Below are 25,963 nucleotides of genomic sequence, written 5' to 3' on the forward strand. Positions count from 1 at the left end.
AGCGCCCGGGCCCGCGGCCAGTCCACCTCCCCGTCGGCCAGCGCCGCCCACGTCGCGGGCAGCCGGTCGCGCAGCAGCAGCGCGCAGTCGGCCAGCTTCGTCGCCGCCGTCCGGGAGCAGCCCAGGATGATCGCCAGCTCGTCGGCGAAGAACTCGCTCACCCCCGCCGCCGGCTCCCGGCCCGGCCCGGGCAGCCAGTCCGGCGACGCCGCACCCGGCTCACCGATCTGCCGGTCGTGGGTGTCGGGGCGGCGGTCGGCGAGCTCGGCGACCACCTCCAGCTTGTAGGCGGCCAGCTGCCCCTCCGCCTGCTCGATCCGCTGCAGCTCGACGGCCAGCTCGGCGTCGGTGCGCGAGGAGACCGGCAGCAGCTCACCGAGCCGCGTATCCCGGGCGGTCACCCCCGCCGGCAGGAACTCCGGCTCCGGCGGGCCCACGTCGACGGACGTGACCGTCACGCCGACCCCGAACCCACCACCCTCGAACACATGAGCGAACGTACGCGCGGGGTACGACAGTTCTGGCTGGTCAGGCTCGCGGCCGCCGGCCCGACGGAACCGTCAGCGGCGGGAACGCCGGCGGCGCCGGCCGCGGCACCTCGGTTCAGAGCGGTGAGGTGCCTGCCGCGGACGGCGGGAGGATCCGGAGCACCCGGTCGTCCTCCTCGACCGGCGTACCGATGCCGTCGCGGTTGGACGTGGTGATCCACAGGGCGCCCTCGGCGTCGAGGACGACGGTGCGCAGCCGGCCGTACTGCCCGCCCAGGAACTCCTCCGGGTCGCCGACCACCGCACCGGTGCCGTCGAGGGCGAACGCGTGGATCCGCTGGCCGTCGAGCGCGCCCAGGAAGACCGCACCGCCGACCGCGGCGCACCCGCCCGGGCCGCCCTCCTCCGCCGGCACCTCGATCAGCGGCGCCACGACGCTGTAGTCGGCGCCCTCGGTGACCAGGTCGACCGCGTCGGGACCCTCGGTCGCGTCGTCCGTGGCGTAGAGGGTGGCGATCGGCTCCTCCTGGGCCTCCTCGTCGGCCACGACCACCTGGCACAGGGCCGTCACGTCGCGGTGCCCGCGGCTGTAGACCGGGGTGGGACCCACGGGCCGGCCGAAGACGTCGATCCGCAGCACCTTCCCGTTCAGGGAGTTCGGGTCCTGCGCTCGGACCGGGTCGCCCGCGTCGCCGGTGCCGACGAAGAGGTGGCCGTCGGGGCCGAAGACCAGGCCACCTCCGTTGTGCCGCTCGCCGCGCGGGATGCCGGTGAACACGGGGTTCGGGGTCCCGCCGAGGGGGAAGCGCACCACCCGGTTGTCGGTCGCGGTGGAGACGTACGCGTAGAGCAGCCCGTCCTCGAGGTAGGTCGGCGAGGCGGCCAGCCCGAGCAGCCCGCCGTCACCGGCGGTGTCGATGCCGGGCACGGTCATGAGCTCGCGCGCGGGGGAGCGGTCGGCGAACACCTGCAGCAGCCGGCCGGTGTCGCGCTCGCCGACGATCGCGCTGCCGTCCGGGAGCACCACGAGCCCGGTGGGCACCGCCAGCCCGGACGCGACGACGTTGGGGTCGCCGCCCTCCTCGCCCGAGCCCGGTTCCGCGGGCTGACCCGGCACCGGGGCCTGCGACGTGGGCGGCCCCACCTCCGGCGGCGCCCCCTCGGGGAGCGGGCGGAACGGGCCGCTGGGCTCGTAGCCGTCGTCGCCGCAGCCGGTCAGGACGGCGGCGGCCAGCACGACGGCGAGCACCCGCGCGGTGCGTCGTCCCGGCCGTCGTCCCACCCGGATCACAGTACGTGCGCCCGACGGGTCGCCGCCTAGAGTCCAGCCGTGCCGCAGCTCCCGCTGGACCCCGACGAGACCCTCCACGTCCTCGTGCCCTCCCGGGCCATCGGAGCGGCGGTCGAGGCGCTCTCCCCGCGCGTCCGAGCGCACCGCTTCGACCCGGCCGACGGTCTGCCCGCCGGTGAGGCCGCGCTCGCACAGGTGTGGGTGCCCCGGTCGGGCGGCGCCGCGCTACCGGGGCGGGACTTCTTCGACGCCCTGCCGGGGCTCCGGCTGGTCCAGCTGCTCAGCGCCGGGGCGGAGAACTTCGCCGGGCGGCTGCCCGAAGGTGTCCTGCTCTGCAACGCGCGCGGGGCGCACACGCCGTCGACTGCGGAGTGGGCGGTCGCCGCCACCCTGGCGGCGCAGCGCGGCATCCCGTTCTTCGTGCGGGAGCAGGAGGCGGGCCGGTGGACCTCGAGGACGCACCGGTCGCTCGTCGGCGCCCGCGTCCTCGTGGTGGGCGCCGGTGACATCGGCCGTGCGATCGGCCGGATGCTGGTCGGCTTCGACGTGCGGCTGACCTACGTCGCCCGCACCGCCCGCGACGGGGTCCACGCCATGGAGGAACTGCCGGCCCTGCTCCCGCACGCCGACGTCGTCGTCGTCGTCGTCCCGGTGACACCGGAGACCACCGGCATGGTCGACGCCGGCTTCCTGGCGGCCATGCCCGACGGCGCGCTCCTGGTCAACGCCGCCCGCGGGGTCGTCGTCGACACCGACGCGCTGCTGGCCGAGCTCGGCGCCGGCCGCCTCCGGGCCGCCCTCGACGTCACCGACCCCGAGCCGCTGCCCGGGGGTCACCCGCTGTGGGAGGCGCCCGGCCTGCTGCTGACCCCGCACGTCGGGGGAGCGGTGCCCGAGACCAACGCCCGGGCCGCGGCTGCCGTCACCGACCAGGTCGAGCGGATCCTGGCCGGTCAGCCGCTGGAGAACGTCGTCGGGAGCTACTGAGCCGGCGGCGGCGGGACGTCGATCCGGCCGCCCGAGGCGCTGGCGAGCAGGGGCAGGTCGCGCGCCCGCATCACCGGCAGGTGCACCTCCGTGCCGTGCGTCGTCACCAGCCACAGGTCGCCGCGGGGGGCGACGCGGAGCCCGGCGATCTCGGTCCACGGCACCCGGCGCTCGGCGGCGAGCGACCGCACGGTGACGGCGTCGTCGCCGATGTCCACGCCGACCCGCAGCACCCAGAGGGCGGCGACCACGGGGACGAGCAGGACCGGCAAGGTCCAGGGCGGGGCGCCGAACGCCAGCGGCACCGCGCACACCGCGAGCAGTCCGACGGGGAGCAGCGCGGTCCGGTTCATCCGCAGACGGGCAGGGGCGGCCACGTCTGCCGATGCTCCCAGACGGCGCCGGGACGCCGGCGGCCCGGCGCTCACGCCGTCATCCGTGCGAGCTTGGCGGCGGAGTCCGTGCCCACCGCGGCGGTGTAGACGACGAGTTGGAGCCCCGGCGCGTCGGCGGGGGTCAGCTGGTGGTGCTCGAGGAGCAGCGTCCCGACCTCCGGGTGCTCGAACCGCCGCTCGCCCGAGCTGAACCTGTCGACGTCGTGGCTGGCCCAGCCGGCCCGGAAGTGCGGGCTGGCCGCCTCCAGCCGGGCGACCAGGTCGACCACCTCCGGATCGGCGAGGCGGGGGCCGACCTCGGCGCGGAACTGGGTGAGGAAGCGCCGGCTGTCCGCGGTCCAGTCACCCAGCAGCTCCCGCACCGCGGGATCGGTGAACACCAGCCAGAGGAGGTTTCGCTCGTCGTCCGGGCAGGCCGCCACCCCCGGGTAGAACCGCTCGTAGGCGCGGTTCCACCCGACGATCGACCAGCTCGACGTGATGACGTAGGCGGGGGAGGAGCCGAGCGCGTCCACCAGCCGCTGCACGTGGGAGGGCATGCCGTCGGGCGCCCTGGCCGCGACCGACCCGCCGTGCCCGGCCAGGCGCAGGACGTACTCGTGCTCGGCCGGTGACATCCGGAGCGTGCGGGCGAGCGCGTCGACGACCTGCCGGGAGGGCCGGATGTCGCGTCCCTGCTCGAGCCACGTGTACCAGGTGTGGCTCACGCCCGACAGCAGCGCGACCTCCTCGCGGCGCAGCCCCGGTGTGCGCCGCGCGCCGCCGGACGGCAGGCCGGCCTCCCGCGGGTCGAGCTGACGACGGCGCGAGGCGAGGAAGTCGGCGAGCTCGCGACGGGACGACGACATGGGATCTCCCGGACTCGGTGGTGGTACCGGTACCAGTATCGACGCTCTCCTTGTCCCCGGCGACGACCGGCCTAGCATCGGCGCTCGTGACGACGCTCGAGGAACGCCCCGCAGGCACTGGCACCGCCGACCTGAAGCCCCGCAGCCGCGAGGTGACCGACGGGGACGCGAAGGCCCCCGCCCGCGCCATGCTGCGTGCCGTCGGCATGCAGGACGAGGACTTCAGCAAGCCGCAGATCGGCGTCGCGTCGTCCTGGAACGAGATCACCCCGTGCAACCTCTCCCTGGACCGGCTGGCCAAGCGCGCCAAGGAGGGCGTGCACGCCGCCGGCGGGTTCCCCCTGGAGTTCGGCACCATCTCGGTCTCCGACGGCATCTCGATGGGGCACGAGGGCATGCGCGCCTCGCTGGTCTCCCGGGAGGTCATCGCCGACTCGGTCGAGACGGTCATGTTCGCCGAGCGCCTGGACGGCTCGGTCCTGCTGGCCGGCTGCGACAAGTCGCTGCCCGGCATGCTCATGGCCGCCGCGCGCCTCGACCTGGCCAGCGTCTTCCTCTACTCCGGCTCCACGTTGCCCGGGACGCTCGGTGACCGCGACGACCTGACGATCATCGACGTCTTCGAGGCCGTCGGCGCCTGCGCGCGCGGCCTGATCACCCGCGACGAGCTGACCGCGATCGAGAAGGCCGCCTGCCCCGGTCAGGGCTCCTGCGGCGGCATGTACACCGCCAACACGATGGCCAGCGTCGCCGAGGCGCTCGGCATGGCACTGCCCGGCAGCGCCGCGCCGCCGGCGCCCGACAGCCGTCGAGACGCGTTCGCCGTCGCCTCGGGCGAGGCGGTCGTCAACCTGCTGCGCAAGGGCATCACCGCCCGCCAGATCATGACCAAGGAGGCGTTCGAGAACGCCATCACCGTCGTCATGGCCCTGGGTGGCTCGACCAACGCCGTCCTCCACCTGCTGGCCATCGCGCACGAGGCGCGGGTCGACCTCACGCTCGACGACTTCAACCGGATCGGGGACCGCACCCCGCACCTGGCCGACGTCAAGCCCTTCGGCCGCTTCGTCATGACCGACATCGACCGCGTCGGGGGCGTCCCGGTCGTGCTGCGGGCGCTGCTCGACGCCGGGCTGCTGCACGGCGACGCGCTCACCGTCACCGGCAAGACGATGGCCGAGAACCTGGCCGAGATCGCGCCGCCGGACCTCGACGGCACGATCGTGCACGCGATGAACAACCCGATCCACGCGACCGGCGGCCTCACCATCCTGCGCGGGTCGCTGTCGCCGGAGGGCGCGGTCGTGAAGTCGGCCGGGTTCGACGCGGAGGTCTTCGAGGGCACCGCGCGCGTCTTCGACGGCGAGCAGGGCGCGATGGACGCCGTCACCGAGGGCACGCTGCAGGCCGGCGACGTCGTCGTCATCCGGTACGAGGGCCCCCGTGGCGGCCCGGGCATGCGGGAGATGCTCGCCGTCACCGGCGCGATCAAGGGCGCGGGCCTCGGGAAGGACGTCCTGCTGCTCACCGACGGCCGGTTCTCCGGCGGGACGACGGGCCTGTGCGTCGGCCACGTCGCGCCCGAGGCGGCCGACGGCGGCCCGATCGCCCACGTCCGGGACGGCGACCGGATCCGGCTGGATCTCGCCGCCCGCACGCTCGACCTGCTCGTGGACGACGACGAGCTGGCCCGTCGGAAGGTCGGCTGGGAGCCGCTGCCCCCGCGCTACACCACCGGCGTCCTCGGCAAGTACGCCAAGCTCGTCGGATCGGCCGCGCAGGGCGCCATCTGCGGCTGATCGGGGCGCACCGTCACCCCTGGTCACCGGTTCGGGGCGCTTCACCCCGATGGGTGACGGCGTCCGCGGGCGGCTCGTCCTCCCCGGTGACGCTGCCGAGAGGACGGTGTGGACTCTCGTCGATGGTGGCTGCTCGCCGCCGCTGTGCCGGTCGCCCTCGGGTGCGCGCTGGCCGCGGCGCGCCCCGCGCTGCACGCCGCCGGTGAGATCGCCGTCGTGGGCGCCGGCCTGCTCGCCGCGGCCGTGCTCTGGACGACCGCTGCCCGCACGGCCCGCCCGCGGGCCTGGCGGCTGTTCGCGCTGGCACCCCTGTTCCCCGTGGCCGCCGCGCTCGTGGCGGCGGTCGCCTCTCCGGTCGAACCCGTCCAGCTGGCGGTCCTCCGCTGGGTGCCGACGGTCCCCGGCTACCTGATCGCCATCATCGCGATCCTCAGCCTGGTCGACTGCCGCGGGCTGCGCGCCCGGCCGAGGGCCGTGGTCGAGGTGGCCCTGTTCCTCTTCGCGTCGCTGATCATGGTCAGCCTGCTCGTCGTGGGTCCGGCCGGCCGCTGGTCCGCGCTCGGGCTCGACGAGCGCGTGGTGCTCGGCGCCGCGGTGCTCACGACCTCGGCGACGATGGCCGCGGCTCTCACGGCGCTGGGCGCCGTCGAGCCCAGCCGTCGGACGATGGCCGTCGTGCTCCTGGCCGGCACGGCCCTGCTGACCGCCGGCCGGGGGCTGAGCACGTCGGCGATGCTCGGCGGTTCGCCGGTGCCCCTGGGTGCGGCGCGCTTCCCGGTCGCCGCCGGGCTCCTGCTGCTCTCCCTCGCCGTCCTGCTGGACGCCCGGCCGGTCGAGGACACCCACCGACGACAGGGACGGCGCTCGTTCGACCTCGGGCAGGTCCTGCCGCACCTCGCGCTGTTCGCCGCCGTGGCCAGTGTCGGCGCCGTCTCGCTGACCGGTGAGCGTCCGACCAGCGGGATGGTCGTCGGTCTGGTCTTCTGCGTGGCGCTGGCCGCCCTGCACCGGTGGATGACCGCGCGCGAGGAGAACCGCCTCACCGCCCGTCTGCGGCGCAGCGAGTCCTACTTCCGGTCCGTGGTCCAGTCCTCGGGCGACGCCGTCGTCATCCTGGACGACGACCTGCGCATCACCTGGGCCTCGCCGGCGCTGGACCGGGCCCTCGGGGAGGCGGCGACGCGCCTGGTGGGGCAGCCCCTGCTCGCCTGCGTCCACCCCGACGACGTCCCGGCCCTGACGGCCGCGCTGCCGGAGGCCGGCGCCCTCTCCGCGCCGGTCGCCACCGACGCCGGCCTGCTGACCGTCCGCCTGCACGACGCGGAGGGGGACTGGCGCTACCTGGAGGCCGGCGTCTCCGACCTGCGCCGCGACCCCGATGTCGGCGCCGTCGTCCTGCACTGCCGCGACATGACCGAGCGGCACGCCCGCGAGCAGGCGCTGCAGGGCATCGCCTACACCGACCCGATGACGGGTCTGCCCAACCAGGCAGGTGTGCTGTCGACCCTGCAGGCGACGCTGACCGAGCCGCAGGACGTCCCGTCGACCTTCCTGATGATCGAGATCGTCGGGCTGGCCACGGTCCGCGAGAACGCCGGCCGCGACACCGCCAGCGCCGCGATGACCGAGATCGCCCGCCGGCTGCGCGCCACGGTGCGCGGCGAGGACACCGTCGCCCGGCTCGGCGGCGGCGCCTTCGCCGTCCTGGCCCTGGGCGAGGACGCCGACGCCGACCGGCTGGCCAACCGGTGCCTGTCGGTGGTCGAGCAGCCGATCGTCACGCAGGCCGGGCTCGTGGAGCTCACGGCCGGGATCGGGATCGTGTCCATCGAGCCCGGCATCGGTGTCGAGGCGGTCCTCGAGCGGGCCGATCTGGCCGTGCGCGCCGCCCACGAGGCGGGCGAGGGCACCGCCCGCCGCTACGACGTCTCGCTCGGCGACGCCGCCGCACGCCGGGAGCGGCTGCGGCACGACCTGCGCAGCGCCCGCGGCCGGGACGAGCTCTACCTGCTGTTCCAGCCGATCGTGTCCCTCGAGCAGCAGCGGATCACCGGCGTCGAAGCCGAGCTGCGGTGGCGGCACGGCACCCTCGGTGAGATCGCGCCGACCGAGTTCATCCCGGTCGCCGAGCGCGCCGGCCTGATCGGCGAGCTCGTCCGCTGGGGCCTCGAGGAGGCCGCCACCGCCGCCGCCGCGCTGCCCGTCAGCGGTGCGCCGCTGCGCATCGGGATGAAGGTCTCGGCCGGCTACCTCGCCGGCGGCACCGTCGTCGGCGACGTGGAGTCGGCCCTCGCCCGCTCCGGGCTGTCGGCCGAGCGCCTGGTCCTCCAGGTCGGCGCGCCGGCCGGCGGTGCCGACGACGAGCGCCTGCACCTCGACATCTCCAGCCTGCGGCTCATGGGCGTGCACGTGGCCCTCACCGGGTTCGGCGGCCAGTCGTCGGCGCTGGCCCACCTGACGCGGCTGCCGATCGACATCGTGAAGCTCGACCGCTCGCTGATCACCCGCATCGACCGGGACCCGCAGAGCCGGGCGCTGTGCGAGTCGGTCGTGGGCATCGGCCGGGCGCTGGGGCTCGACGTCGTCGCCGAGGGCGTCGAGACGACGGCCCAGCTCGCCGCGCTCACCGGCTTCGGCTGCGGGTTCGCCCAGGGCTTCGTCATCTCGCGCCCGCTGTCCCTGACCGGCTTCCTCGAGCTGCTCACCGACGGCGACGACGTGCTCCTGCCCGGTCTGGTGGGTGCCCGATGACCTCCGCCCTCCGGCGCGGCTCGCGGGCGACCTACCTCCTGCTCGCCGCGATCGCGCTCGTCATGACGGTGCTGCGGCTGGCCGCGCCTTCGGCCGCCGCCGCGCTGGCCGCGCCCCTGCTAGGCCTGGCCTCGGGCGTCGCCGCGGTGGTCCTGATCCGCCACGCGGCCCGGCTCCCGGCCCGCTCGGCGCGCCCCTGGCGGGCCGTCGGCCTCGCCGGGGCGCTCCTCGCGGTCGGGCAGGCGGTGGCCACCTTCACGTGGGGCGGCCCCGAGCGCGGCAACTGGGGCGACGTGCCCACGCTGCTGGCCGTCCCGACCGTCGTCACGGCCTGCCTCCTGCTCCTCCCGCCCAGCACGGGGCGCCGCATCGGCTCGCGCATCCTCCTCGACGGCGCCATCGTGCTGGTGGCCGTGGCGCTCCTCGGGGCCGTGGTCCTCCGCGACGTCGTGGCGCGCACCGACGGCCTCGCGTCGGCCCTCATCACCGTCGGCTACCCGGCGGTCGGCGCGCTGCTCTGCGGCGTCGGCCTGATCGCCCTGGCCCGCGTGCACGACACCCGCCGGCGCGCCGCCGCGTGGCTGCTCGCCGCGGTGGTCGCCATGACCGTCGTCGCGGTGTCCGGCGCACTGGGCCGGGTCCTCGGCAGCGCGATGTCGGAGATGCTGACCGTGGTGGCCTGGACGGCGATGCTCGCCGCCGCCGTCCGCGCCGTCGACTCCGACCCGGGTGAGCCCGCCGAGGTGCTCGAGCCCTCCGCCGGCCTGCCGCTGCTCGGGTTCTGCGTGAGCACGGTGTCGGCCTACGCGGTCGGGGCCTTCGTGCTCGTGCAGCTGTTCACCGGTCGCGCGCCCACGGTGCTCGAGGGCGTCGGCCTCGGCGGCCTGCTGAGCCTGAGCTTCGTCCGCCAGCTGCTCTGGGCCCGCGACGGCGCCCGGCTCACCGGGCGGCTCCAGCGGACCGAGGCGTACTTCCGCGCGCTGGTGTCCAGCGCCGAGGACGTGACCGCCGTGGTCGACGCCACCGGGACCGTCACCTGGCTCTCCGGTGCCGTCCGCACCCAGCTCGGCTGGACCTCGCAGGACCTCACCGGCCGCAACCTCACCGAGCTGCTGCACCCCGACGACCGGAGCATGGTCGCGCGGGCATCGGCCGTGCTGTCCGGCGCGCCGGCCGACGGCCTGCCCGCCACGGTCCGCCTCCGCACGCAGGACGGCGGGTGGCGCGACGTCGAGATCACCGGCGCCGCGCGCGCCGGCGTCCCCGGCACCGCCCTGCGGGACGGCCTGGTGCTGCACCTGCGCGACGTCACCGAGCGGCGCTCCAGCCAGCGGGAGCTCGAGCGGCTGGCGTACACCGACTTCCTCACCGGGCTGCCCAACCGCGCCCGCCTCATGGCCGGCCTGTCGGCCGCACGGGCACGTGTCGGCACGGGCCGGGCGGCCAGCCTGCTGCTCCTGGACCTCGACGGGTTCAAGCCGGTCAACGACGTCGCCGGGCACGAGGCCGGCGACCACCTGCTCGTCCAGGTGGCGGAACGGCTGCGGGCCAACGTCCGCGACGGCGACCTGGTGGGACGCCTGGGCGGTGACGAGTTCGCGGTGCTCGTGACCGACGGGCTGGAGGAGGCCACCGCGCTCGCCGAGCGGATCGTGGCCGACCTCCGCACGGTGCGGCCGGCGGTCGGGACCGCCGCCCACACCGACGGCGTGGTCTTCGACATCTCCGGCAGCATCGGCGTCACGGAGCTGGACCCGGCCGACGACACCTCCGCCACCATCCGGCGGGCCGACGTCGCGCTGCGCGCCGCCAAGGCCGCCGGCAAGAGCTGCGTGCGCACCGCCGGCCAGGCCGTCGACACGGCGATGGGCCGCCGGGCCCGGCTCGCCCACGACCTGCCCGAGGCGATCGAGCAGGGGCAGTTCCGCGTCGTCTACCAGCCGGTCGCCGGCGTCGAGGAGCGCCGCATCCTGGGCCTGGAGGCGCTCGTGCGGTGGGACCACCCGGTCCTCGGCACCGTGCCGCCCGACGAGTTCATCGCCCTCGCCGAGGGTGACGGTCTGATCGTGCCCCTGCAGCAGTGGGTGCTGCGGCGGGCGACCGCGGACTTCGCCGGCCTCGTGTCCGAGGGGCGCGACCTCAAGCTCGGCGTCAACGTGTCCGTCCGGCACCTGCAGGCCGGCTGCCTCGCGCCGGACGTGGCGCAGGCGCTCGCCGACTCGGGTCTGGCCCCGGACCGGCTCATGATCGAGGTCACCGAGTCGGTGCTCCTCGACGCCGAGGACCGGCTGGAGAGCGACCTGGCGACGCTGCGCGAGATGGGCTGCATCATCTCGCTGGACGACTTCGGCCGCGGCTACTCCTCGCTGGCCTACCTCGCCCGGCTGCCGGTCGACGTCCTGAAGATGGACCGCGAGTTCATCGGCGACATCGAGGGCGACCCCCGCGGCGCGGCGCTCGTCGCGGCGGTCGTGGACCTGGGCCGGACGCTGGGCATGGACGTCGTCGCGGAGGGGGTCGAGACCCTCGGGCAGCTGCGCGCGCTGCAGGAGATGCGCTGCCGGTACGTCCAGGGCTGGCTCCTGGGCCGCCCGATGGATCTGGTGGACCTGCGGCCCTTCCTCGCCTCGTTCGACCCCGCGCTGTTCGACCCGGCCACGGAAATGGACAGCGATGTCCATCTGGTGGGACGGGCTGGTTGACGGGCCCCTCCGACCAGGCGCACAGTGTGCAGGTGCCTCGCGCCAGCATGCTTCTCGTAGTCGCCTAGCGCGCCGGTCCTGCGACCGACGCGCTGACCCCTCCGTGCCTGTGGCACGAGGGGTTTTTTGTTGCCCACGCCCCACCCGCTCCCTCGACGTTGCAAGGCCAGGAGAACGCCGCGATGACCACCACCCCGAGCGAGCCCGCCGCTCGCCACTCCTCAGGGGACCCGGCCGCCCGGGACGCTGCCACCCGCGAGGCGGCGGCCGCCCTCGCCGGTGTCGAGACCACCGCCCGGTCCGTCGCCGAGGCCGCCGCCCAGCCGGCGACCGGCATCACCGGGGCGCAGAGCCTCATCCGTTCCCTCGAAGCGGTCGGGGTCGAGGTCATCTTCGGCATCCCGGGCGGGGCGATCCTGCCCGCGTACGACCCGCTGTTCGACTCGTCGGTGCGCCACGTCCTCGTGCGGCACGAGCAGGGCGCCGGGCACGCCGCCACCGGGTACGCGCAGGCCACCGGCAAGGTCGGCGTCTGCATGGCGACGTCCGGCCCGGGCGCGACCAACCTGGTCACCCCGCTGGCCGACGCGCACATGGACTCGGTGCCGATCGTCGCGATCACCGGCCAGGTGCCCAGCCGCTCGATCGGCACGGACGCCTTCCAGGAGGCGGACATCCGCGGCATCACCATGCCGGTGACCAAGCACAACTTCCTCATCACCGACCCGGACGAGATCCCGCAGCGGATCGCCGAGGCCTTCCACCTGGCCGCCACCGGCCGCCCCGGCCCCGTGCTGGTCGACATCTCCAAGGACGCCCTCCAGGCGAGCACCGACTTCTCCTGGCCGCCGCGCCTGGACCTGCCCGGCTACAAGCCGACCACCCGGCCGCACGGCAAGCAGGTCCGCGAGGCCGCCGCGCTGCTCGCCGCCGCGCGGCAGCCGGTGCTCTACGTCGGTGGCGGCGTGCTCAAGGCCGCGGCCACCGAGGAGCTGGCCGAGCTGGCCGCGCTCACCGGCGCGCCGGTCGTCACCACGCTGATGGCCCGGGGCGCGTTCCCCGACAGCCACCCGCAGAACCTCGGCATGCCGGGCATGCACGGCAACGTCACCGCGGTCACCGCGCTGCAGAAGGCCGACCTGCTGGTGGCCCTCGGCGCCCGGTTCGACGACCGCGTGACCGGCGACCTGGCCAGCTTCGCCCCGCACGCGCAGGTCATCCACGCCGACATCGACCCCGCCGAGATCGGCAAGAACCGCAAGGCCGACGTCCCGATCGTGGGCGACGCCAAGGAGACCATCGGCCAGCTGGTCGAGGCGCTGCGCGGCGAGCAGGAGGCCGGCCGCACCCCGGACCTCGCCGCCTGGTGGGCCCAGCTGGACGACTGGCGGACCCGCTACCCGCTCGGCTACGACTGGCCCGAGGACGGCTCGCTGTCGCCGCAGTACGTGATCGAGCGGCTGGGCGCCATCGCCGGCCCCGACGCGATCTACGCCGCGGGCGTCGGCCAGCACCAGATGTGGGCCGCCCAGTTCGTGAAGTACGAGAAGCCGGGCACGTGGCTCAACAGCGGCGGCCTCGGGACCATGGGCTACGCCGTCCCCGCCGCCATGGGCGCCAAGTACGGCTGCCCGGAGACGACGGTGTGGGCCATCGACGGCGACGGCTGCTTCCAGATGACCAACCAGGAGCTCGCCACCTGCGCCATGGAGGGCATCCCGGTCAAGGTCGCCGTCATCAACAACGGCAACCTGGGCATGGTGCGGCAGTGGCAGACGCTCTTCTACGAGGGCCGCTATTCCAACACCAAGCTGCACGCCCGGAACCCCGACGGGACGCCGAAGCCGGTGCGCATCCCCGACTTCGTGACCCTGGCCGAGGCGCTCGGGTGCGTGGGGCTGCGGTGCGAGACCAAGGACGACGTCGACGCGGTCATCGAGAAGGCCATGTCGATCGACGACGCCCCGGTGGTCATCGACTTCGTCGTCGGCCACGACGCCCAGGTGTGGCCGATGGTCGCCGCCGGCGCCAGCAACGACGACATCCTCGCCGCGCGAGACGTGCGGCCCGTGTTCGGAGAGGGCCAGGTCTAGAGATGTCCCGCCACACGCTCTCGGTCCTCGTCGAGAACAAGTCCGGTGTCCTGGCCCGCGTCGCGGCCCTGTTCAGCCGCCGCGGGTTCAACATCGAGTCGCTGGCCGTGGGGCCGACGGAGAACCCCGACCTGTCCCGCATGACGATCGTGGTCGACGCCGACACCCAGCCGCTCGAGCAGATCACCAAGCAGCTGAACAAGCTCATCGAGATCATCAAGATCGTCGAACTGGACTCCGGTGCCGCCGTCCAGCGCGAGCTGCTGCTGGTCAAGGTGCGCGCACCCATGGCGGAGCGCACGCAGGTGCTGCAGACCGCCGAGCTGTTCCGCGCGCGGGTGGTCGACGTCAACCCCGACACCGTCACCCTCGAGGCGACCGGCACGCCGGACAAGCTGCAGGCGCTGCTCGCCGTCCTCGCCCCCCTGGGCATCAAGGAGATGGCGCAGTCGGGCACCGTCGCCCTGGGCCGGGGTCCGCGCTCGATGAGCGGCGCCGGTACCTTGCGGCCGGTCGAGCGCACCGCCTGAACCCGCCCCACCCCATCCGAGCTTTATCGCCATAAAGCACAACTCGAAGGAGCACGCACCGCATGGCCGCCGAGATCTTCTACGACGACGACGCCGACCTCTCGATCATCCAGGGGCGCACCGTCGCCGTCCTCGGGTACGGCAGCCAGGGGCACGCGCACGCGCTCTCCCTGCGCGACTCGGGTGTCGACGTCCGCGTCGGCCTGCCCGAGGGCAGCAAGAGCCGGCCGAAGGCCGAGGCCGAGGGCCTCCGCGTCGTCACGCCCGCCGAGGCGGCCGCCGAGGCCGACCTGATCATGATCCTGGCGCCGGACCACGTGCAGCGGACGCTCTACGCCGAGTCCGTCGAGCCCAACCTGCAGGACGGCGACGCGCTGTTCTTCGGCCACGGCTTCAACATCCGCTTCGGCTACATCAAGCCCCCGGCCGGCGTCGACGTCGCCATGGTGGCGCCGAAGGGCCCCGGTCACCTGGTGCGCCGCGAGTTCAGCGACGGCAAGGGCGTGCCCTGCCTGGTCGCCGTCGAGCAGGACGCCAGCGGCAACGCCCTGCAGCTCGCGCTGTCCTACGCGAAGGGGATCGGCGGCACCCGCGCCGGCGTCATCAGGACGACGTTCGCCGAGGAGACCGAGACCGACCTGTTCGGCGAGCAGGCGGTGCTGTGCGGTGGCGCCAGCGCGCTGATCACCGCGGGCTTCGAGACCCTGACCGAGGCCGGCTACCAGCCCGAGGTCGCCTACTTCGAGTGCCTCCACGAGCTGAAGCTGATCGTCGACCTCATGTACGAGGGCGGCATCGCCAAGCAGCGCTGGTCGGTGTCGGACACCGCCGAGTACGGCGACTACACCTCCGGCCCGAAGGTCATCGACGCCCGCGTCAAGCAGTCGATGGGCGAGGTGCTCGCCGCGATCAAGGACGGCTCCTGGGCCGCCGCGTTCATCGCCGACCAGGACGCCGGGGCGCCGGACTTCAAGCGCCGCCGGGCCGAGGCCGAGGCGCACCCGATCGAGGAGACCGGCCGCAAGCTCCGCGGCCTCATGAGCTGGGTGTCGGCGTCGGACGACTACACCGGCACCGCCGCCCGCAGCTGAACCACGCGACACGGCCCCCACCGCCTCGAGGCGGTGGGGGCCGTGTCGCGTGAGGGGGCGGTCAGTAGCCGATGCCCCGCGAGGCGTAGTACTGCTTCGACTGCGGCTGGAGCAGCAGGAACACGATCAGGATCGGCAGCACGAACGACAGCAGCCCGGAGAACCAGGTCTCCCCGTACGAGATCGCGAAGATCGTGTAGAGCAGCTGGACGCCGATCGAGGCGTAGCTGCCGAGCAGGAGGAGCCTCGGGGACTTGCCCTGGATGGCCTGGATGCCGCCCACCAGGACGACGACCGCGGTGGCCAGCGAGAGCAGGAACAGCAGGCCGAGGATCGCGCTGATCTGGAACAGCAGCCCGAGCGCGAACAGGCCGAGCAGCCCGAACAGCGACCCGATGCCGCCGATGACGATGCCGATGACCGCGGCAGCGGTCACCTGACCGGGGCGCTGACCCGCCCCGTAGCCGGCCGGAGCGCCGTAGCCGCCGGGGGCGCCGTAACCGCCCGGGGCCCCCGGAGCAGCGCCGTAGCCCTGCGGCGCCGGCGGCGGCGGAGGAGCGCTCCAGCCCTGCTGCCCGGGCGGCGGCGGAGGAGCACTTCCCTGCGGGTGGTTCGGGTTCGGACCTGGCTGGTCCGAACCGTAGGTGGGGCTGGACATGGGGCGTCTCCTCCTAGGCGTCCACTCCGCCGTGGCGGCGGTCGGTGGCGGAGTGTAGGGCCCGCCACCCGGTCATGGGAGCTTCCCGTGGACGGGGCGGATACAGCGCGTCAGCGCCCGCGACGCGCCCGGTGGGCGGCGAAGAAGTCCGCCGCCGGTCGGCGCGACAGCAGGATCACGATCGCGAGGGACCCCGCGAGGAGCAGCAGGCTCCAGATGATCCCGCCGGCGCCGTTCCCGTTGCCGGCGTCCCCGAGGCTGCCCAGGAAGCCGAGCAGGGTGAAGGCCAGCGCGATCGAGCCGGCCACCAGGAGCAGCACCCGGCTGCGGCCGGTCAGTGCCCAGACCGACCCCCAGATGGTCGCGGCCGTCCAGGCGGCCATGAGCACCGCGAACAGGATGACGACGGCGAGGATCGAGTTCTCGACGTCGTCGTTGTCGGTGAAGTCGCCGAAGAACGTCGAGGCCGCGGACCCGGCCACCAGCAGGAGCAGGGTGAAGATGACGCCCAGCGCGCCGAAGACGAAGCCCAGCACCGACGCGGTGACGACCGAGCCCGGCTTGGCCGGCTGGGCCGACCCGTACTGGCCGTAGGCCGGCGCCTGGCCGTACTGCCCGTAGGCGCCGGGGTACTGCTGCTGGCCGTACCCCGTGGGGTCCTGGGCAGGCTGGCCGTACTGCTGCCCGTAGGGCTGCTGGCCGTACTGGGGCTGGCCGTAGGGCTGCTGCCCGTACTGCTGCTGCCCGTACTGCTGGTGCCCGTACTGCTGGTCCCCGTACGGGGGCTGCCCGTACTGCTGCTCGCCGTACCGGGGCTGCTGCCCGTAGGCGGGGTCGCCGCCCGAACCGGGGGTGCTGGACTCGGAACGACCCTGGTCGTCGGACTGGCTCATGATCTCCTCCGTCGGCGCCGGCGTTCCCGGACTCCCGCGGTCAGGATGTCGGGGCGGTCGGACGGGCACAAGCGTGCCGCTCCGCGGCGTGGACGAGCGCCCCCTGCTCCGGGTGCGGTGTCGTCCCACTGGGTGGACGCTCCTAGGCTGTCGCGCTGTGACCACGCCGCGGCCCGTCGTCCTCATCGCCGAAGAGCTGGCCCCGAGCGTGCTCGAGGTCCTCGGTGCCGATGTCGAGATCCGGCACGTCGACGGCGCGGACCGGTCGGCCCTGCTCCCGGCGCTGGCCGACGCGGCCGCCGTGATGATCCGCAGCGCCACGCAGATCGACGCCGAGGCGCTGGCCGCCGGTCCCCACCTCAAGGTCGTCGCCCGCGCCGGGATCGGCCTGGACAACGTCGACGTCGCCGCCGCCACCGAGCGCGGTGTCATGGTGGTCAACGCCCCGACGTCGAACATCGTCAGCGCCGCCGAGCACGCCGTCGCCCTCCTGCTCGCCGCGGCCCGACAGATCCCCGCTGCCGACGCGACCCTGCGCCAGGGGCAGTGGAAGCGCTCGACGTTCATGGGCGTCGAGGTCACCGGCAAGACCGTCGGCGTCGTCGGCCTGGGCCGGATCGGCGTCCTCGTGGCCCAGCGCCTGGCCGCGTTCGGCGTCACCCTGATCGCCTACGACCCCTACATCCAGGCCGGGCGTGCGGCCCAGCTCGGCGTCCGGCTGGTCTCCCTGGACGAGCTGCTCCGCGAATCGGACTTCATCACCGTCCACCTGCCGAAGACCCCGGAGACGGTGGGCCTGATCGGTGCCGCAGAGCTGGCCACCACCAAGCGCGGCGTGATCATCGTGAACGCCGCGCGCGGCGGGCTGGTGGACGAGGCGGCGCTGGCCGACGCCCTGAAGACGGGGCAGGTCGGTGCGGCCGGGCTCGACGTCTACGCCACGGAGCCGACCACCGACAGCCCGCTGTTCGGCCTGCCGAACACCGTCGTCACCCCCCACCTCGGCGCCTCGACCACCGAGGCGCAGGACAAGGCGGGCACGGCGGTCGCCCACTCGGTGCGCCTGGCCCTGCAGGGCGAGTTCGTCCCGGACGCGGTCAACGTCCAGGCCGGCGGGATCGTCGCCGAGGACGTGCGCCCCGGCCTGCCGCTGGCCGAGAAGCTCGGCCGGGTCTTCACCGCCGTCGCCGGTGGCCTCGCCCAGTCGGTCACCGTCGACGTGCGCGGCAAGCTCGCCGAGTTCGACGACTCGGTGCTCCAGCTCGCCGTGCTCAAGGGCGTGTTCTCCGACGTCGTCGAGGAGCAGGTCACCTACGTGAACGCGCCCCTGCTCGCCGAGCAGCGCGGCCTCGACGTCGGTCTCACCAGCGACGTCGAGAGCCCCGACTACCGGAACCTCGTGGCGCTGCGCGGAGCCATGGCCGACGGCGCCGAGGTCACCGTCTCGGGCACGCTCTTCGGCAAGAACCAGGTGCCCAAGCTGGTCGAGGTGCTCGGCTTCGACATGGACCTCGACCTGTCGGGCTACCTGCTGTTCTTCGTCTACACCGACCGCCCGGGCGTCGTCGGCACCGTGGGCGCGGCCCTGGGCGAGGCCGGCATCAACATCGCCGGGGCCCAGGTCAGCCGCACCACCCGCGGGGGAGAGGCGCTCATGGCCGTGACCGTGGACAGCCCCGTGCCGACCGAGCTGCTCGGCGACATCGCCGTCCGCATCGGTGCCCGCGAAGCCCGGGCCGCCGACCTCAACCCCCTCTGAACCAGGAGTCGTCCGCATGCGCTTGGCAGTGATCGCCGGAGACGGGATCGGCCCCGAGGTGGTGGCCGAGGGCCTCAAGGTCCTGCGGGAGGTGGCTCCCGACATCGAGCCCACGCACTACGACCTGGGCGCGATGCGCTGGCAGCGGACGGGTGAGCTGCTGCCCGACACCGTCCTCGACGAGCTGCGCGGGCACGACGCGATCCTGCTCGGCGCGATCGGCGACCCGAGCGTCCCGCCGGGCATCCTCGAGCGGGGCCTGCTGCTGCGGTTGCGCTTCGAGCTCGACCACCACGTCAACCTGCGCCCGGCGAAGCTCTACGACGGCGTCACCAGCCCGCTGGCCGACCCGGGACCGATCGACATGCTCTGCGTCCGCGAGGGCACCGAGGGGCCCTACGTGGGCAACGGCGGGGTCCTGCGCAAGGACACGCCGCAGGAGATCGCCACCGAGGTCAGCCTCAACACCGCCTTCGGCGTCGAACGGGTGGTCCGCTACGCCTTCGAGCGTGCCGTCGCCCGCCCCCGCAAGCACCTCACCCTGATCCACAAGACCAACGTGCTGACCCACGCGGGCGGGCTCTGGTCGCGGGTGGTCGAGGAGGTGTCCGCGGAGTTCCCCGAGGTCACCGTGGCCTACCAGCACGTCGACGCCGCCTCGATGTTCTTCATCACCGACCCGGGCCGCTACGACGTGATCGTCACCGACAACCTCTTCGGCGACATCGTCACCGACGTCGCTGCGGCGGTGACCGGCGGCATCGGGCTGGCCGCCAGCGGCAACCTCGACGCGTCGGGCACCAACCCGAGCATGTTCGAGCCGGTGCACGGCTCGGCCCCGGACATCGCCGGGCAGGGCATCGCCGACCCCACCGCGACGGTGCTCTCCGTCGGTCTGCTCCTCGAGCACCTGGGCCGCACCGAGCAGGCGAGGAAGGTCAACGCCGCCGTGGCGTTCGACCTCTCCACCCGCTCGCCGCAGGGACCGGTGCGCACCACCGACGTGGGCGACCGGCTCGCCGCCCTCGCCGGGGGTTAGGCCGGCGGATCGGTCAGGAGCAGGTCGCCCACCGGCACGGGCAGCCGGGCCTGCGCCCGGAGCTCGGCGGGCTCGCCCCACTCGAGCCTGACCCGGCAGCCGGTCGGCGAGGCCTCGACCAGCACGACGGCCGACCAGGCCCACTCCTCCGCGGGCTGCCCGGCGTCGGTCCCGTCGGTCAGCGGCGCCGGCAGCCGGCACCACCACCGGCGGTCGAGCGCGGCCAGGCCGTGCGATCGCAGGTGCGCCGTCGCCGTCGCCCGCTCCTGGGCCGGCCCGAGCGCCGTCCCCACCAGGGTGGTGGGGACGACGAGGTCCGGCGAGCCGTCCGGCACCAGGTAGCCGACGTGCTCGCCGTCCTCGGGGCGGTGCACCGGGTGCCAGTCCGTCGGGATCACCGGGGTTGTCTACCTGGCCGCAGGTCGCCCGTCCTCCGATTTCCGGGGCGGGGGACCGCCACGGCGCGGGTGAGCGTGCTTTCATGGTGGCGATGCACACCGTCGGCACGATCATCATCAGCTAGCGCGCAGTCACCACCCCGACTGCGCGCCGACCTCCCGTACCCGGGGGGTCTTTTTCGTGTTCGGGCCGGATCACCGCTCCAGGAGTCCCCATGACCAGCACCGACTTCCACGTCTTCGACACGACCCTGCGCGACGGCGCCCAGCGCGAGGGCGTCAGCTACTCGGTGGCCGACAAGCTCGCCGTCGCGCGGCTCCTCGACGAGATCGGGGTGGGGTTCATCGAGGGCGGCTGGCCGGGGGCCCTGCCGAAGGACACCGAGTTCTTCGCGCGTGCCCGCGCCGAGCTCAAGCTGCGGCACGCCCAGCTGGTCGCGTTCGGGGCGACCCGCAAGGCCGGGGTCCGCGTCGAGGAGGACCCGCAGGTCCGCGCCCTGCTCGACGCCGAGACGCCGGTCGTGTGCCTGGTCGCCAAGTCCGACGTCCGGCACGTGCGGGAGGCGCTGCGCACCACGCTCGAGGAGAACCTCGCCATGGTCGCCGACACCGTCGAGTTCTTCGTGGCGCACGGCCGCCGGGTGTTCCTCGACTGCGAGCACTTCTTCGACGGCTACGCCGCCGACCCCGACTACGGGGTCCGGGTCCTCGAGACGGCGTTCGCGGCGGGAGCCGAGGTGGGCGTCCTGTGCGACACCAACGGCGGGATGCTGCCGATGGGCGTCGGCCGCGTGGTCGCCGAGGTGCGCTCGCGGACGGCCGGCAGGCTCGGCATCCACTGCCAGGACGACACCGGGTGCGCGGTGGCGAACACCCTCGCCGCCGTCGAGGCGGGCGTCACGCACGTCCAGGGCACGGCCAACGGCTACGGCGAGCGGGCCGGCAACGCCGACACGTTCGCGCTCATCGGGAACCTGGTCACCAAGATGGGTCTGCCCGTCGTGCCGGCGGAGTGCCTGCCCGAGCTGCAGCGGGTGAGCCACGCGATCGCCGAGCTGGCCAACATCGCCCCCGACGAGCACCAGCCCTTCGTCGGCGCCTCCGCGTTCGCCCACAAGGCGGGTCTGCACGCCAGCGCCATCAAGGTGCGCCCCGAGCTCTACAACCACCTCGACCCGGCCGTCGTCGGCAACGACATGCGCATCCTGGTCACCGAGATGGCCGGCCGCGCCTCCGTCGAGCTCAAGGGCCGGGAACTCGGCGTGGACCTCGCGGGGCACGGCGACGCGATCGGCCGCGTCGTCGACCAGGTGAAGGTGCTCGAGGCCGACGGCTGGTCGTTCGAGGCCGCGGACGCGTCGTTCGAGCTGCTGCTGCGTGCGCAGCTGCCCGAGGCGCCGCCGCCGCTGTTCGAGCTGGAGAGCTACCGCACCTCCGTCGAGCACTGGGGCAACGGGGTGGTCGTCAGCGAGGCGACGGTGAAGGTGCACCTGCCGAACCCCGACGGCACCCGCGAGCGGGTCATCAGCACCGGCGAGGGCAACGGGCCGGTCAACGCCCTGGACAACGCGCTGCGCCAGGCGCTGGTCAGCCGCTACCCGCAGCTGGCAGACGTGTCGCTGGCCGACTACAAGGTCCGCATCCTCGGGTGGAAGGGCGGCACCAGCGCGACCACGCGGGTGCTCATCGACACCACGGACGGGGTGGGGGAGTGGACCACCGTCGGCGTCCACGCCAACATCGTCGAGGCCTCGTGGCACGCGCTGGTCGACGCGCTCGCCTACGCCGTCCTGCGCCGGCCGTCCACGGCCGGGTGAGTCAGCCGCGCGGCTGGATCTCGCCCATCGGTCCCCAGCCGGGGACGTCGGCGGCGTCGACGTAGATGATCTGCGGCTGGGCCGCCACCAGGTCGGGTGCCTTCTCGACGAAGTCCGTGAAGGCCTGCGTGCGGACGTGGGCCGCCCCGGCGTCGGCGTCGCGGAACCCCTCGACGCACACCCACGTGCCCGGCTCCTCGACGCTGCGCGACCACTCGAAGAACAGGCTCCCCTCCTCGGCGTTCACCGCGCGGGCGTAGTCGGCGGCCAGCGCCGCCCACTCGTCCTCGCGCTCGGGCCGGACGGGCATCTTCACGACGATGAGAATCACGGGAGTTCCTCACTGTCGTGGCGAGCGGGGCCCGAAGGGCTCCGCGCAGCCACGACGAGACGGCTCAGCGGGACGGGGGTACGGCACCTGGCCGCGGTGTCGGCCGGAGGCCGACGGTGTCACAGCGGGTCGAGGCGCCGCTTCAGCAGGCAGAACTCGTTGCCCTCCGGGTCGGCGAGCACGTGCCAGTTCATCTCCGGCGTCTGCCCGACGTCGGTCCGGGTGGCGCCCAGCCCCAGCAGCCGCTCCAGCTCGGCGTCCTGGTCCCGATCGGTCGGGTTGACGTCGACGTGCAGCCGCACCTTCCCGGGCGTGGGGTCGGGCACCGGCGCGAACACGAGAGTGGGTGCGGCGCCGCCGAAGCCGACCTCGGGCCCGATCTCCACCGCGCCGTCGTCCTCCCGGCCCAGGACCCGGTAGTCCAGGACGGCGGCCCAGAAGGCGGCCAGCGCCTCGGGGTCGCGACTGTCGACGACGAGCTCGGAGAAGCGGCAGGCCATGGCGGTAGACGGTAGGGCGCCGGGGCGGCCCCCGCCCGGCGACTAACCTCGCCGTGTGCGCATCGTCCGTTTCGCCTCGCCCCAGGGCATGTCCTTCGGCGTCCTCGACGGGGACGGCCAGGTGGCCCAGATCGAGGGCCACCCCTTCGGCCGCATCTCCTTCACCGGCGCCCGCTTCGCGCAGGCCGACATCCGGCTGCTCTCGCCGATCCTCCCCAGCAAGGTGGTGTGCGTCGGAAAGAACTACGCCGCCCACATCGCGGAGATGAACACCGGCGACGCCCCCAAGGAGCCGCTGCTGTTCCTGAAGCCGTCGACGGCGGTGATCGGCCCCGGTGACGCGATCCGCATCCCGCCCGGCAGCACCAACGTCCACCACGAGGCCGAGCTGGCCGTGGTCATCGGCGCCCGGGGCGCCCGCAACGTCACGCCGGAGCAGGCCGGCGCGAGCATCTTCGGCTACACGATCGGCAACGACGTCACCGAGCGGGACATGCAGAAGAGCGACGGGCAGTGGACCCGCGCCAAGGGCTTCGACTCGTTCTGCCCGATCGGCCCGTGGATCGAGACCGACCTCCCCGGGCTGGGGCTCGACCCCGCCGACCTCGAGGTCACGTGCACCGTCGACGGCGAGCCCCGCCAGCAGGGCCGCACCAGCCAGCTGATCTTCGACGTGCCCACCCTGATCTCCTACATCTCCCGGGTCATGACGCTGCTGCCCGGTGACGTCGTGCTCACCGGGACGCCGTCGGGCGTCGGGCCGATCCGGCCCGGCCAGCAGGTGGAGGTCACCATCCAGGGGCTGGGCTCGCTGACCAACGGCGTGGCCGCCGCCGAGGGCGTCTCGACGGCGGGCGGCGCCCGATGAGCCGTGTCCGCACCCGCTTCTGCCCGTCGCCCACCGGCATGGTGCACGTCGGCCTGATGCGGACGGCGCTGTTCAACTGGGCGCACGCCCGGCACACGGGCGGCACCTTCGTCTTCCGGATCGAGGACACCGACGCCGCGCGCGACTCCGAGGAGTCCTACCGGCACATCGTCGACTCGTTGCGCTGGCTCGGGCTCGACTGGGACGAGGGCCCGGAGGCGGGGGGACCGCACGGTCCGTACCGGCAGTCCGAGCGGCACGACATCTACCGCGAGGTGGCCGCCAAGCTGCTCGCGGCCGGGCACGCCTACGAGTCCTTCTCCACCAACGAGGAGGTCGACGCCCGCCGGCGGGCGGCCGGGCAGGACCCCAAGCTCGGCTACGACAACCACGACCGGTTCCTCACCGACGCGCAGAAGGCGGCCTTCCGCGCCGAGGGGCGCGAGCCGGTGCTCCGCCTGCGGATGCCCGACGAGGACCTGGTCTGGACCGACCTGGTGCGCGGCGAGGTGCGCTTCGCCGCGGGGTCGGTCCCCGACTTCGTGCTCGTGCGCGGCAACGGGGCCCCGCTCTACCCGTTCGTGAACCCGGTCGACGACGCGCTGATGGAGATCACCGACGTCCTCCGCGGTGAGGACCTGCTGCCCTCGACGCCGCGCCAGCTGGCCCTCTACGCCGCCCTCACCGACATCGGCGTCGCCCAGGGCACCCCGCGTTTCGGCCACCTGCCCTACGTCACCGGCGAGGGCAACAAGAAGCTGTCCAAGCGCGACCCGCAGTCCAACCTGGACATCTACCGCGAGCGCGGGTTCCTCCCCGAGGGCTTCGCGAACTACCTGGCCCTGCTCGGGTGGTCCATCGCCGAGGACCGCGACATCTTCTCGACGGCCGAGATGGTCGAGGCCTTCGACGTCACGCGGGTGAGCGCCAACCCGGCGCGCTTCGACCTGAAGAAGGCCGAGGCGATCAACGCCACGCACCTGCGCGCGCTCCCGGTCGAGCAGTTCATCGAGCGGGTGACGCCGTACCTGTCGGCGGCCGGCCTGGTCGAGGAGCAGCCGACCGCCGAGCAGCGGCGCGTCCTGGAGGTCATCGCCCCGATGGCGCAGGAACGGATGATCGTCCTCTCCGAGGCCGTCGGCCTGCTGCGCTTCCTGTTCGTCGAGGACGTCGACATCGAGCCGGCCGCGGCCGAGAAGCAGCTGGCCGGCCCGGAGGCCGCCGAGGTGCTCGACGCCGCCACGACGGCCCTGCAGGAGACCGACTGGTCGACCGAGGCGATCGAGCAGGCCCTCAAGTCGGCGCTGGTCGACGGCCTGGGCCGCAAGCCGCGCCAGGCCTTCGGGCCGGTCCGCGTGGCGATCAGCGGCCGCACGGTCTCCCCGCCCCTGTACGAGTCGATCGAGCTCCTCGGCCGCGACCGCACGCTGGCGCGGCTGGCCGCTGCCCGCGCCGTCGTGGGGGGCGCTGCCGGTCCTGCCGCCGGATGACCGGACCGGGGGAGGAGCCCCTCGCCGAGCGTTACGACGGCCCCCCGCCCACGCGCCGCCCCGAGCCCTGGCAGGGACCGGTGCGGGGGCCGGCGGTCCTGCCCCCGCCCTGGCCGCCGCACCCCCCGCCGTGGGCGTTGCCGCCGGAGCCGCCGCCCTGGGCTGTGGCGCGGTGGGGGACGCAGGCGTGGGGCCCCGGGCAGTGGGCCCCGCCCGGCTGGGTTCCCGCGCCCCCGCCCCCCGCGGTCCGCTGGGCGCCGCCGGCCGGGACGCCGCCGCACGACGTCCCGCAGACGTTCCTGCAGGCCATGCGGGCGCGCGACTGGGCGTGGTGGCGGCCGCTGCTGGGCCTGCTCCTGCTGTCGGTCGTGTACCTCGCGCTGTCGATCGCGACCGCCGTGGCCGGCGTCCTCGGCCTGCTGGCCGGTGGCGCCGACCCCGGCACCCTCCCGGACCTCGCGGTCGACGGGCTCACCGATCCCTGGGTGCTGCTGTTCCTCAACGCGTCGCTGATCGTCGCGATCCCGTGCGTGTGGATGGTCTGGACCGTGGCGCACGGCATGGGACGCGGCTGGTCGTCATCGGTGCTCGCCCGCCTGCGCCGGCGGCTGTTCGCGCCGTACGCGCTGATGGCCCTGGCCACCCTGGGGGTCGGGATCGGGCTGTCGGTGCTGGTCACGTTCACGGTGGGGGAGGAGGAGGTCACGGGACCGACCGCGTCCTTCGGCTGGCTGCTCGTCGTCGTCCTGCTCACGACACCGCTGCAGTCGGCCGCCGAGGAGTACGTCTTCCGCGGCTACCTCAGCCAGGCCGTCGCGGGCTGGATCCGGGCGCCGCAGGCCGGTGCCGTGCTCGCCGCGGTGATCAGCGCGCTGTTGTTCGCCGCCGCGCACGGCTCGCAGGACGCCCTGACCTTCCTCGACCGGTTCGCCTTCGGCCTGGCCGCCTCGGCCGTCGTCTGGCTCACCGGCGGGCTGGAGGCGGCCATCGTGCTCCACGCGGTCAACAACGTCCTCGTCTTCGTCCTGGCCGGCGCCCTCGGGGAGGGCGTCGCCACGGAGGAGGTCCCGGCGGGCATCGGCATCGGCTTCGCGCTGCTCAGCCTGGCGTCCATGGGCGCCTACGTCGCCGTCGTCGCCCGGTCCCGTCGCCGGCTGCTCCCGGAGACCCGGACGGCGGCCGTCGACCTGCGGTGGCCGGTCGCGGCCGTGCCGGTCCCGGCTCGCTGAAGGGGG

Annotated in this window: 21 protein-coding genes and 1 pseudogene; 13 read left to right on the plus strand and 9 right to left on the minus strand. The window is 74.0% G+C overall.

Going from position 1 to position 25,963, the window contains the following annotated elements; translation table 11 throughout:
• Together DCS98_RS19540 and DCS98_RS19545 are read right to left on the minus strand one after the other, a co-directional pair.
• A pseudogene (locus tag DCS98_RS19540) lies at positions 1-458 on the minus strand (DUF222 domain-containing protein); the annotation flags it as partial.
• Between the two features lie 145 nt (positions 459-603).
• The gene (locus DCS98_RS19545) at positions 604-1,770 is read right to left on the minus strand and encodes a PQQ-dependent sugar dehydrogenase (protein WP_116453217.1); all 1,167 of its coding nucleotides are present in this window, start codon (positions 1,768-1,770) and stop codon (positions 604-606) included.
• Between the two features lie 48 nt (positions 1,771-1,818).
• Here DCS98_RS19545 and DCS98_RS19550 point away from each other — a divergent pair, with 48 nt between their 5' ends.
• Positions 1,819-2,766: a 2-hydroxyacid dehydrogenase gene (locus tag DCS98_RS19550; RefSeq protein WP_206340355.1), complete on the plus strand. Its 948-nt coding sequence runs from the start codon at positions 1,819-1,821 to the stop codon at positions 2,764-2,766.
• Here the strand turns inward: DCS98_RS19550 and DCS98_RS19555 are convergent.
• Together DCS98_RS19555 and DCS98_RS19560 are read right to left on the minus strand one after the other, a co-directional pair.
• Positions 2,760-3,143 carry a PH domain-containing protein gene (locus tag DCS98_RS19555; RefSeq protein ID WP_241038432.1) on the minus strand — a complete coding sequence of 128 codons (384 nt, stop codon included), beginning with the start codon at positions 3,141-3,143 and terminating at the stop codon, positions 2,760-2,762. The two genes, DCS98_RS19550 and DCS98_RS19555, sit on opposite strands and share 7 nt — an antisense overlap.
• A 47-nt stretch (positions 3,144-3,190) precedes the next feature.
• Positions 3,191-4,009, minus strand: coding sequence for a helix-turn-helix transcriptional regulator (locus DCS98_RS19560; protein WP_116453079.1), 819 nt, complete (start codon positions 4,007-4,009; stop codon positions 3,191-3,193).
• 86 nt (positions 4,010-4,095) lie between these two features.
• On the opposite strand from DCS98_RS19560, the gene ilvD reads away from it, so the two are divergent.
• The 6 genes from ilvD to ilvC all read left to right on the plus strand — a co-directional run bounded on the left by ilvD (position 4,096) and on the right by ilvC (position 14,975).
• Complete coding sequence (gene ilvD / locus DCS98_RS19565; RefSeq protein WP_116453080.1) at positions 4,096-5,808, plus strand: dihydroxy-acid dehydratase; 1,713 nt, start codon at positions 4,096-4,098, stop codon at positions 5,806-5,808.
• A 108-nt stretch (positions 5,809-5,916) separates the two neighbouring features.
• A complete protein-coding gene (locus tag DCS98_RS19570; protein ID WP_164704669.1) occupies positions 5,917-8,559 on the plus strand; it encodes a putative bifunctional diguanylate cyclase/phosphodiesterase in 2,643 nt (880 codons plus the stop codon).
• On the plus strand, positions 8,556-11,261 hold the full coding sequence (locus DCS98_RS19575) for a putative bifunctional diguanylate cyclase/phosphodiesterase (RefSeq protein WP_116453082.1): 2,706 nt from the start codon (positions 8,556-8,558) through the stop codon (positions 11,259-11,261). Before DCS98_RS19570 ends, DCS98_RS19575 begins: the two co-directional genes overlap by 4 nt.
• A gap of 182 nt (positions 11,262-11,443) precedes the next feature.
• A complete protein-coding gene (locus DCS98_RS19580; protein ID WP_116453083.1) occupies positions 11,444-13,354 on the plus strand; it encodes an acetolactate synthase large subunit in 1,911 nt (636 codons plus the stop codon).
• 2 nt (positions 13,355-13,356) lie between these two features.
• Positions 13,357-13,884 carry an acetolactate synthase small subunit gene (ilvN, locus tag DCS98_RS19585; protein ID WP_116453084.1) on the plus strand — a complete coding sequence of 176 codons (528 nt, stop codon included), beginning with the start codon at positions 13,357-13,359 and terminating at the stop codon, positions 13,882-13,884.
• A 62-nt stretch (positions 13,885-13,946) separates the two neighbouring features.
• Complete coding sequence (gene ilvC, locus DCS98_RS19590) at positions 13,947-14,975, plus strand: ketol-acid reductoisomerase (RefSeq protein WP_116453085.1); 1,029 nt, start codon at positions 13,947-13,949, stop codon at positions 14,973-14,975.
• Between the two features lie 61 nt (positions 14,976-15,036).
• Here the strand turns inward: ilvC and DCS98_RS23150 are convergent, their stop codons facing one another.
• Together DCS98_RS23150 and DCS98_RS19600 are read right to left on the minus strand one after the other, a co-directional pair.
• Positions 15,037-15,633, minus strand: coding sequence for a hypothetical protein (locus tag DCS98_RS23150; RefSeq protein WP_164704670.1), 597 nt, complete (start codon positions 15,631-15,633; stop codon positions 15,037-15,039).
• 110 nt (positions 15,634-15,743) lie between these two features.
• The gene (locus DCS98_RS19600) at positions 15,744-16,526 is read right to left on the minus strand and encodes a hypothetical protein (protein ID WP_116453087.1); all 783 of its coding nucleotides are present in this window, start codon (positions 16,524-16,526) and stop codon (positions 15,744-15,746) included.
• Positions 16,527-16,683: 157 nt separating this feature from the next.
• Here DCS98_RS19600 and serA point away from each other — a divergent pair, with 157 nt between their 5' ends.
• Both serA and DCS98_RS19610 read left to right on the plus strand, forming a co-directional pair.
• A complete protein-coding gene (serA, locus tag DCS98_RS19605) occupies positions 16,684-18,285 on the plus strand; it encodes a phosphoglycerate dehydrogenase (protein WP_116453088.1) in 1,602 nt (533 codons plus the stop codon).
• Between the two features lie 16 nt (positions 18,286-18,301).
• A complete protein-coding gene (locus tag DCS98_RS19610) occupies positions 18,302-19,324 on the plus strand; it encodes a 3-isopropylmalate dehydrogenase (protein WP_116453089.1) in 1,023 nt (340 codons plus the stop codon).
• Here DCS98_RS19610 and DCS98_RS19615 read toward each other — a convergent pair.
• A complete protein-coding gene (locus tag DCS98_RS19615) occupies positions 19,321-19,722 on the minus strand; it encodes a hypothetical protein (RefSeq protein ID WP_116453090.1) in 402 nt (133 codons plus the stop codon). The genes DCS98_RS19610 and DCS98_RS19615 overlap by 4 nt on opposite strands.
• A gap of 215 nt (positions 19,723-19,937) precedes the next feature.
• Between DCS98_RS19615 and cimA the strand changes: the two genes are divergently transcribed.
• Positions 19,938-21,539, plus strand: a complete 1,602-nt coding sequence (gene cimA / locus DCS98_RS19620) for a citramalate synthase (protein ID WP_116453091.1) — start codon at positions 19,938-19,940, stop codon at positions 21,537-21,539.
• A gap of 1 nt (position 21,540) precedes the next feature.
• Here cimA and DCS98_RS19625 read toward each other — a convergent pair whose 3' ends face one another.
• A complete protein-coding gene (locus tag DCS98_RS19625) occupies positions 21,541-21,870 on the minus strand; it encodes a putative quinol monooxygenase (protein WP_116453092.1) in 330 nt (109 codons plus the stop codon).
• Positions 21,871-21,989: 119 nt separating this feature from the next.
• A complete protein-coding gene (locus DCS98_RS19630; RefSeq protein WP_116453093.1) occupies positions 21,990-22,370 on the minus strand; it encodes a VOC family protein in 381 nt (126 codons plus the stop codon).
• Between the two features lie 55 nt (positions 22,371-22,425).
• Between DCS98_RS19630 and DCS98_RS19635 the strand changes: the two genes are divergently transcribed.
• Genes DCS98_RS19635 through DCS98_RS19645 form a run of 3 tightly spaced genes read left to right on the plus strand, consistent with a single transcriptional unit; the run spans position 22,426 to position 25,957 of the window.
• The gene (locus DCS98_RS19635) at positions 22,426-23,238 is read left to right on the plus strand and encodes a fumarylacetoacetate hydrolase family protein (RefSeq protein ID WP_116453094.1); all 813 of its coding nucleotides are present in this window, start codon (positions 22,426-22,428) and stop codon (positions 23,236-23,238) included.
• Complete coding sequence (gene gltX, locus DCS98_RS19640) at positions 23,235-24,728, plus strand: glutamate--tRNA ligase (protein WP_116453095.1); 1,494 nt, start codon at positions 23,235-23,237, stop codon at positions 24,726-24,728. Before DCS98_RS19635 ends, gltX begins: the two co-directional genes overlap by 4 nt.
• Complete coding sequence (locus DCS98_RS19645) at positions 24,725-25,957, plus strand: CPBP family intramembrane glutamic endopeptidase (protein ID WP_164704671.1); 1,233 nt, start codon at positions 24,725-24,727, stop codon at positions 25,955-25,957. Before gltX ends, DCS98_RS19645 begins: the two co-directional genes overlap by 4 nt.
• The last annotated feature ends 6 nt before the right edge of the window (positions 25,958-25,963 follow it).

The sequence above is a fragment of the Blastococcus litoris genome (genome assembly GCF_003075095.1).
In the GTDB taxonomy this organism is placed as follows: domain Bacteria; phylum Actinomycetota; class Actinomycetes; order Mycobacteriales; family Geodermatophilaceae; genus Blastococcus_B; species Blastococcus_B litoris.